Genomic DNA, 14,575 nt, shown 5'->3' with positions numbered 1-14,575 from the left:
GACTGGAAGCGCTACATCCGGGTGCAGGCCGCCGCGGCGTTCTGACCACCGGCCGGTTCGTTCCAGATCCGCTGCCAGGTCGCGTCCCAGGTGGCACCGAGGTCGCGCTCGACCCGCAGCTGCCGCGGCGGGATCGCCTGCCAGCCACTGCCGCGGCGGGCGACGGCAAAATCGAAGAAGTAGTCCGGCTCGCTGCCCATGCGCAGATCGGCCAGCAGCAGTTCGCCATCGACTTCGCGGACGCCCATGAAGCCGTGGTTGAACCAGGCCAGCCGGGCGACGGCAGGGATGTCCGCGGCCTGCGCCAGCGCGGCGTGGTCTGACCGACAGGCCTGGAAGCGCATCTGCCCCTTGTCGGCAACCAGCGAATGGAAGCCTTCGACATATCCATCGGGCGTCATCGCCACCACCCGCCACAGGAGCGTGTTGAACGGCATCGGCACCGACAGGCGCGGAGCATCGGCGAGGCCGACGGTGGCGAGCGCGCGCTCGGCCTCGTGCTCGACCATGGCCTTGGCCGCCATCGACCAGCCGAGGTAGGCGGTGCTCAGCAGCAGACCCGCGGCAAGCGCGCGCTGGGCGGCGACGCGTTCACGCAAGAAAAACGCCGCGATGCAGGCCAGCAGCAGCCAGATCGTGTACAGCGGATCGATGATGAACATGCTCGACCACATCACCGGTGGCAGCGGCAGCGGCCACAGCAGCTGGGTGCCATAGACGGTGAAGGCATCGAGCAGCGGATGGGTCAGCAGGACCAGCTGGATCGCCCAGAACCATCGTCGCGGCGCGTCCGCCACGCGTCCGCCGCGGCGGCGGAAGAACGCCCAGATCAACCAGCCCAGCAAGGGCAGCACGAACAGCGAATGGCTGGCGCCCCGGTGCAGGGTCATCAGCGCCACCGGGTCGTCGGTGAGCAACAGGAGCGGCAGCGAATCGAGGTCGGGCAGGGTGCCGAGCACGGCGCCGGCGAGCAGCGCGGCGCGACGGTGGGCGGCGGGTGCGATGGCCGCGGCAACGGCGCCGCCAAGGACAATCTGGGTCAGGGAATCCATCGACGAATGGTAGCCCGTGGCATGGCGCGACAAGGCGCGGCAGGCGCAGCGTGAACCGGGACGCCAGCGCGCCCGGACCGCGCCTTTACGTCCGGATCATTGCCAGCCTGCAGAATGCACATGGCTCCACGCCCGTGTATCATGCCCGCCCATCCTTTCATCCGCATCAAGGGATATAAGTCGCGATGACCAGCCCGTCCTTTCTGTTCACTTCCGAATCGGTCTCCGAAGGCCATCCCGACAAGATCGCCGACCAGATCTCGGACGCCGTGCTCGACGCCATCCTGACCCAGGACAAGGCTGCCCGCGTGGCCTGCGAAACCATGGTCAAGACCGGCGTCGCGATCGTGGCCGGCGAGATCACCACCAGCGCGTGGATCGATCTCGAGGCCCTGACACGCAAGGTGATCCTGGACATCGGCTACAACTCCTCGGACGTCGGTTTCGACGGCGCCACCTGCGGCGTGCTGAACCTGATCGGCAAGCAGTCGCCGCACATCGCGCAGGGCGTGGACCGCAAGAAGCCCGAGGAAATGGGCGCCGGCGACCAGGGCCTGATGTTCGGCTATGCCACCAACGAGACTTCGAGCTTCATGCCCGCGGCGATCCACCTGTCGCATCGGCTGGTCGAGCAGCAGGCCAAGGTGCGCAAGAAGAGGAAGTCGCCGCTGCCCTGGCTGCGCCCGGACGCCAAGAGCCAGGTCACCCTGCGCTATGACGACGGCGTGGCCACCGCCATCGACGCCGTGGTGCTGTCCACCCAGCACGCGCCGGGCATCAGGCAGAAGGACCTGATCGAAGCCGTGCGCGAAGAAATCCTCAAGCCCGTGCTGCCTGCCAAGTGGCTGCACAAGGGCACCAAGTACCACATCAACCCGACCGGCAAGTTCGAGATCGGCGGCCCGGTGGGCGATTGCGGCCTCACCGGCCGCAAGATCATCGTCGACACCTACGGCGGCTGGGCGCGCCACGGCGGTGGTGCGTTCTCGGGCAAGGATCCGTCGAAGGTCGACCGTTCGGCCGCCTACGCCGCGCGCTACGTCGCCAAGAACGTGGTGGCCGCGGGCCTTGCCGACCGCTGCGAGGTGCAGCTGAGCTACGCGATCGGCGTCGCCGAGCCGACTTCGATCTCGGTGACCACCTTCGGCACCGGCAAGGTCGGCGACGACGTGATCGAGAAGCTGATCCGCCGCCATTTCGACCTGCGCCCCTACGGCATCATCAAGATGCTGGACCTGGTGCACCCGATCTACCAGCGCACCGCAAGCTACGGCCACTTCGGCCGCAAGCCGCAGGACGTCAGCTATGTGGACGCCGCCGGCAAGACGCACACCGCCACCGCCTTCTCCTGGGAGAAGACGGACAAGGCCGAAGAGCTGCGCAAGGCCGCGAAGCTCTGAGGACCGGGGGCTGCGGACCGCAGCCCCTCCCCGCGTTTTTTGCAGGAGCAGCCATAGCTGCGATCGCTACCGGTCACGGGGCGCAGGTCGCAGCTATAGCTGCTCCTACAGGTTTTATTGGCGCTCAGGCCGGCACGGACGGCGGCGCGTGCGCCTGCGCGCTGGCCACTTCGCGCTCGGCCTGGGTGAAGCCGTACTCGGGTACGACCTGGCCTGCCGGATCGGATACCGCATCCCATTCGGCGATCAGGCGCTCACCGGCATCGTCGCCGGCACCCATGTACCGGCCTTCGGTGAGAGTCACGTACGCGCGCGCGAAATGCCCGCCGCCGGCGCAGACGATCGCACGCGTCGGAGCGCCTTCCACCACCAGCGGCAGCAGCGCCGGACTGACCAGCGCCGGATCCAGCGCCGCCAGCTGCTCCTCCGGCAGGATGCCTTCCATCATCCGCGTGGCCGCCGTCGGCGCCAGGCAGTTGACCCGGATGTCGTACTTGGCGCCCTCGATGGCCAGGGTCTGCATCAGCCCGACCAGCGCCATCTTCGCCGCGCCGTAGTTGGCCTGGCCGAAATTGCCCCACAGCCCCGACGAGGACGTGGTCATCACGATGCGCCCATGGCCCTGCGCGCGCATCGTTTCCCACACCGCCTTGGTACAGATCGCCGCGCCCGTCAGGTGCACGTCGACGACCTGGCGGAAGGCCTCCAGCTCCATCTTGCCGAAGCTCTTGTCGCGGAGGATGCCGGCGTTGTTGACCAGGATGTCGATGCGCCCCCACGTCTCGAGCGCGTGCGCGACCATCGCCGCGACCGCGGCTTCGTCGGTAACCGAACCGGCCGCGACAAGGGCTTCGCCGCCGGCAGCGCGGATCTCCGCGGCCACGGCCTCGGCCTGCCCGCTCCCGATGTCGTTGACCACGACGCGCGCGCCCTTGCGCGCAAGGTAAAGGGCGTGCTGGCGGCCAAGTCCACCGCCCGCACCCGTGACAATTGCAATACGCCCACTCAACGGCATGGCCGTCCTCCCGTCAGTTGAAGATGGATGGACGCCTGCCGGCCCAGCCTGCATCGTCGCCTCCGTCGTTTCGGCCTTACCTCGGCCCTGCGTCCTTGACGTGCGTTTCCAGCCATTCGTCCGTTTCCGCCAGCATGTGCAGGATCGACTCCCGCGCGCGGTAGCCATGCGACTCGTTGGGCAGCATCACCAGGCGAGCGGTGCCGCCCAGGCCCTTGATCGCCGCGTACATGCGTTCGCTCTGCATCGGGAAAGTGCCGGAATTGTTGTCCTGTTCGCCGTGGATGATCAGCATCGGCTCGTTGATGCTGTCGGCGTGGTTGAACGGCGACATCGCGTGGTAGACGTCGGTGGCCTGCCAGTAGTTGCGCTCTTCGGCCTGGAAGCCGAACGGCGTCAGCGAGCGGTTGTAGGCGCCGCTGCGCGCGATGCCGGTGCGGAACAGGTCCGAGTGCGCCAGCAGGTTGGCGGTCATGAACGCACCGTAGGAATGCCCGCCGATGGCGATGCGGTCGCGGTCGGCCACGCCACGCTCCACCACTGCGTCCACGGCCGCCTGCGCGCTCGCGACCAGCTGCTTCACGTAGGTGTCGTTGGGCTCGGCGTCGCCTTCGCCGATGATCGGCATGGTCGGGCCATCGAGCACGGCATAGCCGCGCGCCAGCCAGGCCAGCGGCCCCCAGTAGCTGATGCGGTTGAAGCGATGCGGCGAGCCGCGCACCTGGCTTGCGGCATCCGCGGATTTGAACTCGCGCGGATAGGCCCACATCAGCATCGGCAGCGGGCCGTCGCGCTTTGCGTCATGGCCGGCCGGCAGGTACAGGTCGGCGGTCATCTCGACGCCGTCCGCGCGCGAATAGCGGATCTGCTCCTTGCTCACGCCGCGCAGCTCGGGCGTTGGATGCGGGAAGTCGGTCAGTACGACCGGTTCGGCATCCGCAGCGGCACCGAGAGTGCGCAGCAGGATGTTCGCGGGTTCGACCGGGGACTCGCGTGTGGTGAGGATGCGCGACGCCTCCGCATCCAGCAGCGCGAACGGCGCTTCGTACCAGGGCGCCTCCGACTGGAACAGGCGCTCCACGCCGCCACCGGCCAGGTCCTGCCGGTCGACGAAGGGCCGGTCGCCCTCCGGCGAAGCACCGTCGCCGATGCGGTAGATCGTTTCGCCACCGCCGGTGGTCAGCAGTCGCGCGAAGCCGCGATCGTCCAGCTGCATCACCGGCGTGCCGGGATCCGCATAGCGATCCTCGTATGAGCCTTCGCGCAGCAGCACGGGCGCGGCTGCGCTGTCGGGGGCAAGCCGCCATTCGCGCGTCTGCCGCGTCTTCCGCCAGGATTCGGTCAGCAGCGCCAACCCGCCGTGGCCCCAGCGCACGCCGCCGTAGCGCATCGACAGGTCGGCGAGCACGCCGGGCTCGCCGGTGAAGGGCGCGGCATGGGCGAACACGCGGTCGCGCACCGCCGCCTCGCGCGCGGGATCGCCGCCGTCCTGCGCCTCGGCCCAGACCAGCGTCGCCGGCGCATCGGCGCGCCACGCGATGCGGCGCACGCCGGTGGCCACGGCGTCATTGCCCGTGGGCAGGCCTTCCACCAGCGGCAGCGTGGCCACGGTATGCAGCAACCTGCCATCCATTCCGATCACGTCGATGCGCCGCGGGAACCGCGAATACGGCACCACGTAGGAGAACGGGCGCTCCAGGCGCTGGCGCAGCAAGTGGCTGCCGTCCGGCGACACCGATGCGCCCACGTACAGCTCCGGCCCACCGATCGGCGCGACCCGCCCGTCCAGCCCGACCCGCGCCAGCTGGCGGGTCATGTAATACGCGAACAGGGCTTCGTCATGCGGGTTGCCCAACAGGTCCTGGTAGGTGCGCAGGCTCTGCACCTGGCCGCCGCCGTCGGTCTGCTGGATGTTCGGGCCGCGGGGAATGCCGTCGCTTTCCGGCGCCGCGCCCTGCCCTTCGGGCCGCAGCAGCGCGATCAGCCCGCTGCCGTCGGGCAGCCAGTCGAAGCCGCTGCCGACCACTGTGCCCAGCGGCTGTTCGATCAAGCGCCGCGCGCGTCCAGCGGCCACGTCGACCAGCCACAGCTCGACGTGCCCGGCGCGCTGGTCGACGTGGCTGAAGGCGATGTGGCGCTGGTCCGGCGACCACTGCAGGGACGCCAGCGCCAGCGGCTGCGGCAGGCCCTGGATGCGGCGCTCGGCGCCGTCGTCCACGGACTGCAGCCAGAGGTCATCGATGAAGCTGAAGGCGCTGGCCGACTGCGTGCGCGGATGGATGCGCAGGCCGGCGAGCTTGAGTTCGGGCTGGGCGACGACATCGATGCCCGGCAGCGACGGCACCTGCATGTAGGCGATCAGGTCGCGCTTGGGCGACAGCGACAGGCGCGGCACCTGTGGCGCGTCGACGATCGCGCGCAGCGCGGGCACCGGCAGGCGGTAGCCATTGGTGTCGCTGGTGGTGTCGCTGGCGGTCGCGGCGCCTGGAGCCGTGTCGCGGGCCTGCGATGGCGCCGGCACCATCGCCAGGCAGGCGAGCAGCAACGGAGCGGCGAGGTACTTCAATGCGGGCGTATGCAAGGCGTGGGTCCTGCTCAAGGCAAACCCCGAGCCTAGCCCGTGCACCACCCCCGCGTACCGTGGCGACGGTCATGTCCGCCACGGCACTGCCATCGCATGCGGTCAGCCGTCCTGCACCGTCACCGTGCCCGGCAACTGCACATAGTTGCCATCGGCGTAATTGCCATCGGCCGAGCTCGAGATGGTGAACAGCCTCTCGGCGCTGCCGTACTCCGTTCCACCGAGGTTGCGGGCCAGGCCCAGCGCGAAATCGAAAGTCTCCACCGGGTTTCCATCGTAGTCCTGGGTGAGGACGCGCAGCCTGGAATCCATGCCGTCGGTAGCCTCGAGCGCGCCTTCGGCATGGCCCTGGAGCTCGGCCATTTCGGCCTCGGTATAGCTGATGGTGATGGTGTCGCCTGGCTGCACCGGGCCGTCATGCGCCTTGTCCACGTCACCGGTCTGCGCGGCGTTGATCATCTGCGCCGTGTTCTCGTCGACCTTCATGGTGAATGCGTACTGCCGCTCGCCGATGATTTCCTCGCCCTCGGCATCGTACTTCTGCGTCAGCGTCATCGGCACGTTGTCGCTGTACTGCACGTCGAACGTGCGCTCCATGGTGCCGTCGGGATACGTGGTGACCACCGAATTGCCGGTGTTCTTCGCGCCGTCCAGGCCGAGCTCCACGGGGCCAAGCTTCACGTCGACCTTGGCCTGCGAGGAATAGTCGATCTTCTCGATGGTCTTCACTTCCGACACGCCGGTGCCGTTGTCGACAGGCATGTTGCCGTTGGCCACGAAGTCGCTGTACGCGGCCTGCCCTTCGGCCGTGGACAGGTCGAACTCCGCGGTCTTGAGCGTGGCGCTGCTCAGGCTGGTGTCATTGCCCAGCATGACCTTGACCTGCTCGAAATCCAGGCCCACTCCGTTGTACGCCTGGATGGCCTCGGTCGGCCCGGCGGTCACCCGCACGGTGTCGGCCCCGGTCTTCTCCACCAGGAGGCTGGTGCCCTCCTCGTTGGTCACCTTGGTCTCGGCGGCGATGTTCCGGAAGGTGGCCTTGAACTCGTTGCTTGAATAGCTGGAACCGTCGATCTTGATGATCGTGCCGGTCGGCATCGACGCGGGATCGAACGGATTGACGCTGGCCAGGTCGGTGTTCTTCGCCGCCTGCTCCGGCATCGAGACTTCGTAGGACGCCTTGATGCCGTCGGTGCGGCCGTATTCCAGGCCTGCCTGCTTCACGTCCACGCCTGCATTCAGCGTCACCGACACGTCGCTGGACGCGGTGTAGGTGGTGACGCCGTCCTCGGTCTTCTGGCCGGTCACGACCGTGGTGCTGCCGTCGATGCCGAAGCTCAGGCCGACGCCCTTCGAGTTCTTGACGCTCTCGGTGAACCCGGCGTTGCCCGCCAAGGAAAGGGTGCCCTTGTCGGGATCGACCGCGACGCTGCCTCCCACGCTGGTGCCGCTGGTGGACTTGTTGCCGTCGGCATCGGTGGTGGTGGTCTTGTCGGTCTGCTTCCCGCCCACGGTCACGCCGTCGTCTGACACGCCGACGCTGGCTTCGCGCTTCGAACTCGTACCGTTGGCTTCGGTGCCGGTCTTCGCGGTTTCGTCGCCGGTGACCTTGGCCGAGCCGCCCGCGTCGGCCTGTTCGGCGGCGGCGGCCGGCAGGTCGAGCATGTCGCCGGGGTACAGCGTGTCGGGATTGGACAGCTGCGGGTTGGCACCGATCAGCGCCTGCGGGGTGGTGCCATGTGCCTTGGCGATGCTGTCGATGCTGTCGCCGCGCGCGATTTCGTACTGCTTCGGCGGCTCAGGCGGCGGCGGGGCGGGCTGGGTGTATCCGATTGCTGTGATGGCCATGGTCACGCGTCCGATCATTCCGGGGGATGGGCCCAGACTAGTGAAAGCACGGCGCGCCCTGAACCCGGTGCGACCCTAGGTTGCGGTCCCGCCGGCCGCCACGGGAGCCGCCGTTTGGGGCAGGGACAGCCTCGGCAGTTCGCCCGCGAGCCGCAGGCGATATAATCCGCGCCTCCGCCGAGGGGCGCTGCGACCGTGGAACCAGCACGGCCAGGCTCGGCGGATCGCACCCGAACGGCGCCCGGTTCCCCACCCCACCCCCTCCCAAGCGGGAGCGGGCACAAGAAACCGGAGCTGCACCATGAATGCCGTTGCCAAGACCTTCTCCACGGAAGGTGATTACAAGATCGCCGACATCTCCCTGGCCGATTGGGGCCGCAAGGAGATCGACATCGCCGAGCACGAGATGCCGGGACTGATGTCCATCCGCCGCAAGCACGCCGCCAGCGCCCCGCTCAAGGGCGTGCGCGTAACCGGCTCGCTGCACATGACCATCCAGACCGCGGTGCTGATCGAGACCCTGAAGGACATCGGCGCCGACGTGCGCTGGGCCTCGTGCAACATCTTCTCGACCCAGGACCACGCTGCCGCCGCCATCGCCGCCACCGGCACTCCCGTGTTCGCCTGGAAGGGCGAGACGCTGGAGGAGTACTGGGACTGCACGCTCGAGGCGCTGAGCTTCCCCGACGGCAAGGGCGCCGACGGTAAAGATAAATTTCTCGGCCCGCAGATGGTGGTCGATGACGGCGGCGACGTGACCCTTCTGATCCACAAGGGCTTCGAGCTCGAGCAGGGCGACGAGAGCTGGGTCAACGCCCCCGCGTCCAGCCACGAGGAGCAGGTGATCAAGAACCTGCTCAAGCGCGTCGCCAAAGAGCGCCCCGGCTTCTGGACCACCGTGGTCCGCGACTGGAAGGGCGTCTCCGAAGAGACCACCACCGGCGTGCACCGCCTCTACCAGTTGGCCCAGGACGGCCAGCTGCTGGTGCCGGCGATCAACGTCAACGACTCGGTCACCAAGTCGAAGTTCGACAATCTGTATGGCTGCCGCGAGTCGCTGGCCGACGGCCTCAAGCGCGCGCTGGACGTGATGCTGGCCGGCAAGGTCTCCGTGGTCTGCGGCTATGGCGACGTCGGCAAGGGCTGCGCGGCGTCGCTGCGTGCCTATGGTTCGCGCGTGATCGTCACCGAAATCGACCCGATCTGCGCGCTGCAGGCAGCGATGGAGGGCTTCGAGGTCGCGACCATCGAGGAGACCCTCGGCGAGGCCGACATCTACGTCACCACCACCGGCAACAAGGACATCATCCGCGTCGAGCACATGACCGCGATGAAGGACCAGGCCATCGTCTGCAACATCGGCCACTTCGACAACGAGATCCAGGTCGATGCGCTGAAGGCGGTGGACGGCGTGGAGATCATCAACATCAAGCCGCAGGTGGACAAGTACGTGTTCGCAAACGGCAACGCGATGTTCCTGCTCGCCGAAGGCCGCCTGGTGAACCTGGGCTGCGCCACCGGTCATCCGAGCTTCGTGATGTCGAACTCGTTCGCCAACCAGACGCTGGCGCAGATCGACCTGTGGGCCAACAAGGACACGTACCAGAAGAAGGTCTACATCCTGCCCAAGCTGCTCGACGAGGAAGTCGCGCGCCTGCACCTGGAGAAGATCGGCGTGAGGCTGACCAAGCTGACGCAGGAACAGGCCGACTACCTGGGCGTGCCGGTGGAAGGCCCGTTCAAGCCAGAGCACTACCGCTACTGACCGGGAAAGCCGGTCGTTGCGACAGCCGCGGGCGCCGGAAGGCGCCCGCTTGCTTTTGGCGCGCCCGGCCCTGTGCTGCACCGGTGAACGCCGCAGCGCCTATTCGGCACCCGGCTGGACCAGCAGCTCATCGATCCGGCCCTTCGCCACGGCCTCGACGTACCTGTCGTCAAATCCATCCGCGGCGCGCCAGCCAGCGCCCTCGCTGACGAAGTCGAAGTCACCCTTCACCAGCTGCAGGCCGCTGCCGCCGAGGGCCTGGATCAGGCGGTCGTTCCGCTGGAACAGCAGTGGACAGGTCACGACACCGGCATCGCCCCCAACACACGGTCCCAGCGGCAGCACCTCGCGGTCGAGCTCCGATGCAGGCCCCTGCCGCGCCAGCTTGCGCGCCATCCCGGTCCCAGCCTCCAGCCGGTCCGACGCCACCCGGAACGCCTCCGTGATCACCGGAGTACCCAGGGGTGCGCCGGCGTCGGCGACCGGCCGGTACTTGGCGCGAAGCCATTCGCTGTGAGCGCCCCGCAGCTCGTAGCCGCCTTCGGTGGGGGTGATGCTGTAGCCGATCTCATCCTGCTGGTCGTCGAGAACCACGGTCACGCTGCACAGGCGGACACGCTCTTCCTGCAGGTAGGCAATCTCCTGCGGCTGGCGAAAGCTGGCGCGCATGACCTGACGCCCCAGGCCGTTCCCCGCCGCACGGTCGTTCATTGCCGCGAGCGGGTTCTTCCGCTCCTCCGCGCGCGCCAGTGCGGAGGCGCCCGAACGCAGGCTCGACAGGATGCCCTTGTCGCCGCAACTTGGCGTACGGCTCGCTACCAGCAGGTCCCAGACGAAAGCGCCCAGGACGACCACCGCCACCGCGCCAAGGACCAGGCTCAGGAGCCCGTAGCCCCGGCCGGACGGGTCCGGGGCCGATGCACGGCTTGCGTGCAGGAAATCCTGCAGGACCTGCTCGACCGCCTCGGCATTCCCGGGATCATCCAGCCGCGCCAGGTATTCGTCGTCGTCCCCACCCTGCTCGAGGATGCCCTCGTCCCTCAGCCATGCCAGCATCTGGCCCGCATTGGCGAAGCCGGGATCGCCGGTCCCGGGATCGCGCAGGCGCGCGACGGCCAGGCGGTGGATCCGCTCGTCGATGAGGCCCAGCGACAGCAGGGTCTCGAGGTGGCTGGTCCCGTCCATGTGTCCGTCCATGTGTCCGTCCATGTCTCCGTCCATGTCTCCGTCCTTTGAGGCATCCGCCAATCCTGTGGGGGACGGCAGCATCGCGCATCGGCCCGGCCTGCATCAACCGCGCTCCCCCTTGCATCCGGCAACCGGTAGCGTGATGACCTGCGGTGCGATGCCTGCCGCCAGCCGCCAACGCTCAGGCCACGTGCGCCAATGCGTAGTCGATCGCCGCGCGTACCGCCGCGACCTGGGCCGCGTTGCACTGCGCCGGCGTCGCCGAGGGGCTGTCCGGATAGACCTCGGTGGTGGTGACGTAGCGCGCATCGGTCAGGCTGGCGCACAGGCCCAGCGCCTTGACCGGATAGTTGATCACGCCGTGGGCGACGACCGGCGAACCGATCATTTCACCGCTGGAATCGGCCGCTGCGATGTGGGTCACCCGCTCCACCGCCGCGACCACCGCCTGCTGGAAGTCCGGCTGCGGGTTGTCGCTGTCGCCGACCAGGTAGAAGCCGTCCGGGATCGAGCCTGGTTCGAAGGGCTTGCCGTCGCGTGAGGCCAGCGCCGGGCGGAACTCGGATTCATCGGTGTCCGTGGTTTCGTGCAGGTCGATGTGCATCAGCACGCGTCCGCCAAGCCCGGCCACCAGTTGCATGAGCGCGGCGGATTCAAGCGCCGGGCTGTCGGACAGGAACGAACGGTTGGGATCGACCGCCTCCGGGTTCCAGCGCTGGAAATGCTCGTAGCCCCAAGGGCTCACGCAGGGAACGATCGTCAGGTTGGCGCGGCCGGCATGCTCCCGCGCATGCTCCGACGCGAACTCCAGGGCGCCATGCACGCCACTGGTCTCGTATCCGTGCACGCCACCGGTGACCAGCATCACCGGCAGCGCCGCGTCCCAATCGCGACTCCGCAGCGCCAGCAGCGGATAACGGTCGGTGTCGTACGCGAGCTCGCCGTATTCGACCACTTCCCAGTCCGTGACCAGCCCCTCGATCGCGGCCAGTACCTCCTCGCGGTAGCTGCGCTGGCGTCGCTGCGCGGCGCGCCATGCCACGCGCTCGGCCTCGCCCCAGGGCTGGCCGGGAATACCGATGGGATGGAAGTGCTGCCTTTCCGCCATTTCGACTGTCCTGGACTTGAATAGGCCGGTGACTCTAACAGTCGCGCCGCACTCTTCACATCCATCGCGATAAAGCGATATGATCCACCGACCCCTGACGGACACCCGCCGATGACTCCGATCAGCTTCGAGTTCTATCCACCCAAGGACGACGCCCAGCGCGCCCAGCTCGGCCGCACTGCGGCCAGGCTCAAGGCCTGGTCGCCGGATTATGTGTCGTGCACCTTCGGCGCCGGCGGCTCCACGCTCAGCTACACCGGCGACACCGTGCGCATGCTGATCGACGACCACGGTCTTGATGCCGCGCCACACCTGTCCTGCGTGGGCGGCACCCGCGAGGAAATTGCCGCCCTGCTGGCGCGCTACCGCGAGACCGGCTGCCACCGCATCGTCGCCCTGCGCGGCGACCTTCCATCGGGCATGGGCCATCCCGGCGAATTCCGCTACGCCGCGGATCTTGTCGCCTTCATCCGTGCCGAGCACGGCGACCATTTCCACATCGAAGTCGCCTGCTATCCGGAAATCCATCCGCAGGCCGAGGACGCACTCGTCGACCTGCGCAACTTCAAGGCCAAGATCGACGCCGGTGCCAACGGCGCGATCACCCAGTACTTCTACAACGCCGATGCCTACTTCCGCTTCGCGCATGAGGTGCGGTCGGCCGGCGTGGACGTCCCGATCGTGCCTGGCGTGATGCCGATCGTGAACTTCAGCCAGCTCCGACGCTTCTCCGAAGCCTGCGGCGCCGAGATCCCGCGCTGGCTGACCAAACGCATGGCCGCCTATGGCGACGACGCCGACAGCATCCGCCAGCTGGGCGCGGACTTCGTCGCCGACCTCTGCCGGCGCCTCATCGACGGCGGCGCGCCGGGGCTGCACTTCTACACGCTCAATCTCGCGCGCCCGACCGCTGCCGTCCTCGACAGGCTGTCCTGAGTCCGCGGACACGCGCTTCTGCGCGGCAGCCTGTCGCTGTACCCTTGCCCGATGCCGTACCTGCGACACCCCGCCCGGGCCGCTGCACTGTTGTCGGCCATGGCGATGCTCGCTGTGGCCGCAGCCCTGCCCACGCCCGCCCACGCCCAGATCCGGCAATGCACCACGCCCGACGGCGGGACCGTGTACACCGATCGCAGCTGCGACTCGCTGGGCGCGATCGAGAGCCGGCCAGCGGTCGAAGGCGGCACCGGTGCCAACGCCGCGCCACGCTACCGCGGCGGTTGCTCGCGCCGCCTGCGTGACCTTGTGTTCGAAGTCACCGCGGCCATCGACGCCCGCGACACCAACCGGCTGGCCCGCAGCTACCACTGGCCCGGCATGTCCACGCGCAGCGCCCATGCGCTGGTCGAGCGGCTTGACGCGATCGCCAGCCGCCCGCTGCTCAACATCACCGCCCTTCGCCCGGCCCGGACCGTGGTCGCGCCCACCGGACAGCCGCCGTGGGGCATGCCGGCGACCCTGGCCGCTCCACCGTCACCGCCTGCGACGCCCGAGCCTCCGCGGCGCCCGGTCGCGCTGCGCATCGACCAGGTGCTTGCCGACGGCATCACCCCGTCCAGCACCACCTTCGGACTGCGCAGGCACATGGACTGCTGGTGGATCGCGCTCTGAGCGCACAGCGGCACGGCCGCCTGCGCCACAATGACGGTTCCACAAGGCGGAGCAACGCGATGCAGTACCCGGAATGGATCTGGCACAACGGCGGCATCAAGCCCTGGGCGGAAGCAAACACCCACGTGATGTCGCATGGGCTGCACTACGGCTCGTCCGTATTCGAGGGCATCCGCGCCTACAAGACCCCCGGCGGCAGCGCGATCTTCCGTCTGCAGGACCATATCCGCCGCCTGTTCGCCTCGGCGCGCATCTACGACATGGTGATCCCGTACACGCTGGAAGAACTCGACGCCGCCTGCCACGAAGTCGTCCGCCGCAACGCACTGGAACAGGCCTACCTGCGGCCGGTGGCGTGGCGCGGCCTGGGCGGCTTCGGGCTGAGCGCGGAGACGCCGATCGACGTCGCAGTGGCGAGCTGGCACATGGGTCCCTACCTGGGCGAGGGCGCACTCAGCGAAGGCATCGACGCCTGCGTCTCCAGCTGGCAGCGCTTCGCACCCAATACCATTCCTGCCGGCGCCAAGGCTGGCGGCAACTATCTGTCGGGCCAACTGGTGGCGCGCGAGGCGCGGCGCCTGGGCTTTGGCGAGGGCATCGCGCTGGCATCCACCGGGCTGTTGAGCGAAGGCGCCGGCGAGAACCTGTTCCTGGTCTTCGACGGCGTGCTGCACACGCCACCGGTGAGTGCCGCGCTCCTCAACGGCATCACCCGCGATTCGATCATCCAGCTGGCGCAGGACGCCGGCATCGCCGTTGTCGAGCGCGACCTTCCGCGCGAATACCTCTACCTGTGCGACGAGTTGTTCATGTGCGGCACCGCCGCCGAGATCACGCCGATCCGCTCGGTGGACGGTCGCCAGGTCGGGGCCGGGCGCGCGGGCCCTGTGACGCTGCGCCTGCAGGAGCTGTTCTTCGGCCTGTTCGAGGGCAGCACGCCGGATACCCGCGGCTGGCTGGAACCGCTGGCTTCATAGGCGGCCATGGCGCCGGGCACAAGCGGGTGC

11 protein-coding genes and 1 riboswitch are annotated in these 14,575 nt (G+C 68.3%); of the genes, 5 read left to right on the top strand and 6 right to left on the bottom strand.

Annotated elements, in window-relative coordinates:
• Positions 1-11: 11 nt before the first annotated feature.
• Positions 12-1,052 carry a metal-dependent hydrolase gene (locus ACW7G5_RS01695; protein ID WP_457001267.1) on the bottom strand — a complete coding sequence of 347 codons (1,041 nt, stop codon included), beginning with the start codon at positions 1,050-1,052 and terminating at the stop codon, positions 12-14.
• Between the two features lie 185 nt (positions 1,053-1,237).
• Between ACW7G5_RS01695 and metK the strand changes: the two genes are divergently transcribed.
• On the top strand, positions 1,238-2,452 hold the full coding sequence (gene metK, locus ACW7G5_RS01690) for a methionine adenosyltransferase (RefSeq protein ID WP_457001265.1): 1,215 nt from the start codon (positions 1,238-1,240) through the stop codon (positions 2,450-2,452).
• A 124-nt stretch (positions 2,453-2,576) separates the two neighbouring features.
• Here metK and ACW7G5_RS01685 read toward each other — a convergent pair whose 3' ends face one another.
• The 3 genes from ACW7G5_RS01685 to ACW7G5_RS01675 form a co-directional block, all read right to left on the bottom strand.
• The gene (locus ACW7G5_RS01685; protein ID WP_457001263.1) at positions 2,577-3,467 is read right to left on the bottom strand and encodes an SDR family NAD(P)-dependent oxidoreductase; all 891 of its coding nucleotides are present in this window, start codon (positions 3,465-3,467) and stop codon (positions 2,577-2,579) included.
• Between the two features lie 76 nt (positions 3,468-3,543).
• Entirely contained in the window at positions 3,544-5,991 is a 2,448-nt protein-coding gene (locus tag ACW7G5_RS01680) for a S9 family peptidase (RefSeq protein WP_457002811.1), read from the bottom strand.
• 159 nt (positions 5,992-6,150) lie between these two features.
• On the bottom strand, positions 6,151-7,896 hold the full coding sequence (locus tag ACW7G5_RS01675; protein WP_457001261.1) for a LysM peptidoglycan-binding domain-containing protein: 1,746 nt from the start codon (positions 7,894-7,896) through the stop codon (positions 6,151-6,153).
• 173 nt (positions 7,897-8,069) lie between these two features.
• A riboswitch (S-adenosyl-L-homocysteine riboswitch) is annotated at positions 8,070-8,146 on the top strand.
• Between the two features lie 51 nt (positions 8,147-8,197).
• Here ACW7G5_RS01675 and ahcY point away from each other — a divergent pair.
• Positions 8,198-9,661 carry an adenosylhomocysteinase gene (gene ahcY, locus ACW7G5_RS01670; RefSeq protein ID WP_457001260.1) on the top strand — a complete coding sequence of 488 codons (1,464 nt, stop codon included), beginning with the start codon at positions 8,198-8,200 and terminating at the stop codon, positions 9,659-9,661.
• A 99-nt stretch (positions 9,662-9,760) separates the two neighbouring features.
• On the opposite strand, the gene ACW7G5_RS01665 is transcribed toward ahcY, so the two are convergent.
• Positions 9,761-10,882: a hypothetical protein gene (locus tag ACW7G5_RS01665; protein WP_457001258.1), complete on the bottom strand. Its 1,122-nt coding sequence runs from the start codon at positions 10,880-10,882 to the stop codon at positions 9,761-9,763.
• 148 nt (positions 10,883-11,030) lie between these two features.
• Positions 11,031-11,957 (bottom strand): M14 family metallopeptidase, encoded by a 927-nt coding sequence (locus ACW7G5_RS01660; protein WP_457001257.1) that lies wholly within the window; start codon positions 11,955-11,957, stop codon positions 11,031-11,033.
• A 111-nt stretch (positions 11,958-12,068) separates the two neighbouring features.
• Here ACW7G5_RS01660 and metF point away from each other — a divergent pair, with 111 nt between their 5' ends.
• The 3 genes from metF (at position 12,069) to ACW7G5_RS01645 (ending at position 14,545) form a co-directional block, all read left to right on the top strand.
• Entirely contained in the window at positions 12,069-12,893 is an 825-nt protein-coding gene (gene metF, locus ACW7G5_RS01655; protein WP_457001255.1) for a methylenetetrahydrofolate reductase [NAD(P)H], read from the top strand.
• Between the two features lie 99 nt (positions 12,894-12,992).
• The gene (locus tag ACW7G5_RS01650) at positions 12,993-13,568 is read left to right on the top strand and encodes a hypothetical protein (RefSeq protein WP_457001253.1); all 576 of its coding nucleotides are present in this window, start codon (positions 12,993-12,995) and stop codon (positions 13,566-13,568) included.
• 59 nt (positions 13,569-13,627) lie between these two features.
• Positions 13,628-14,545 (top strand): branched-chain amino acid transaminase, encoded by a 918-nt coding sequence (locus ACW7G5_RS01645; protein WP_457001252.1) that lies wholly within the window; start codon positions 13,628-13,630, stop codon positions 14,543-14,545.
• The last annotated feature ends 30 nt before the right edge of the window (positions 14,546-14,575 follow it).

Source organism: Luteimonas sp. A501 (genome assembly GCF_054052085.1).
Note: the sequence above shows the minus strand (reverse complement) of the source record. Positions and strands in the feature narration are given on the sequence as shown.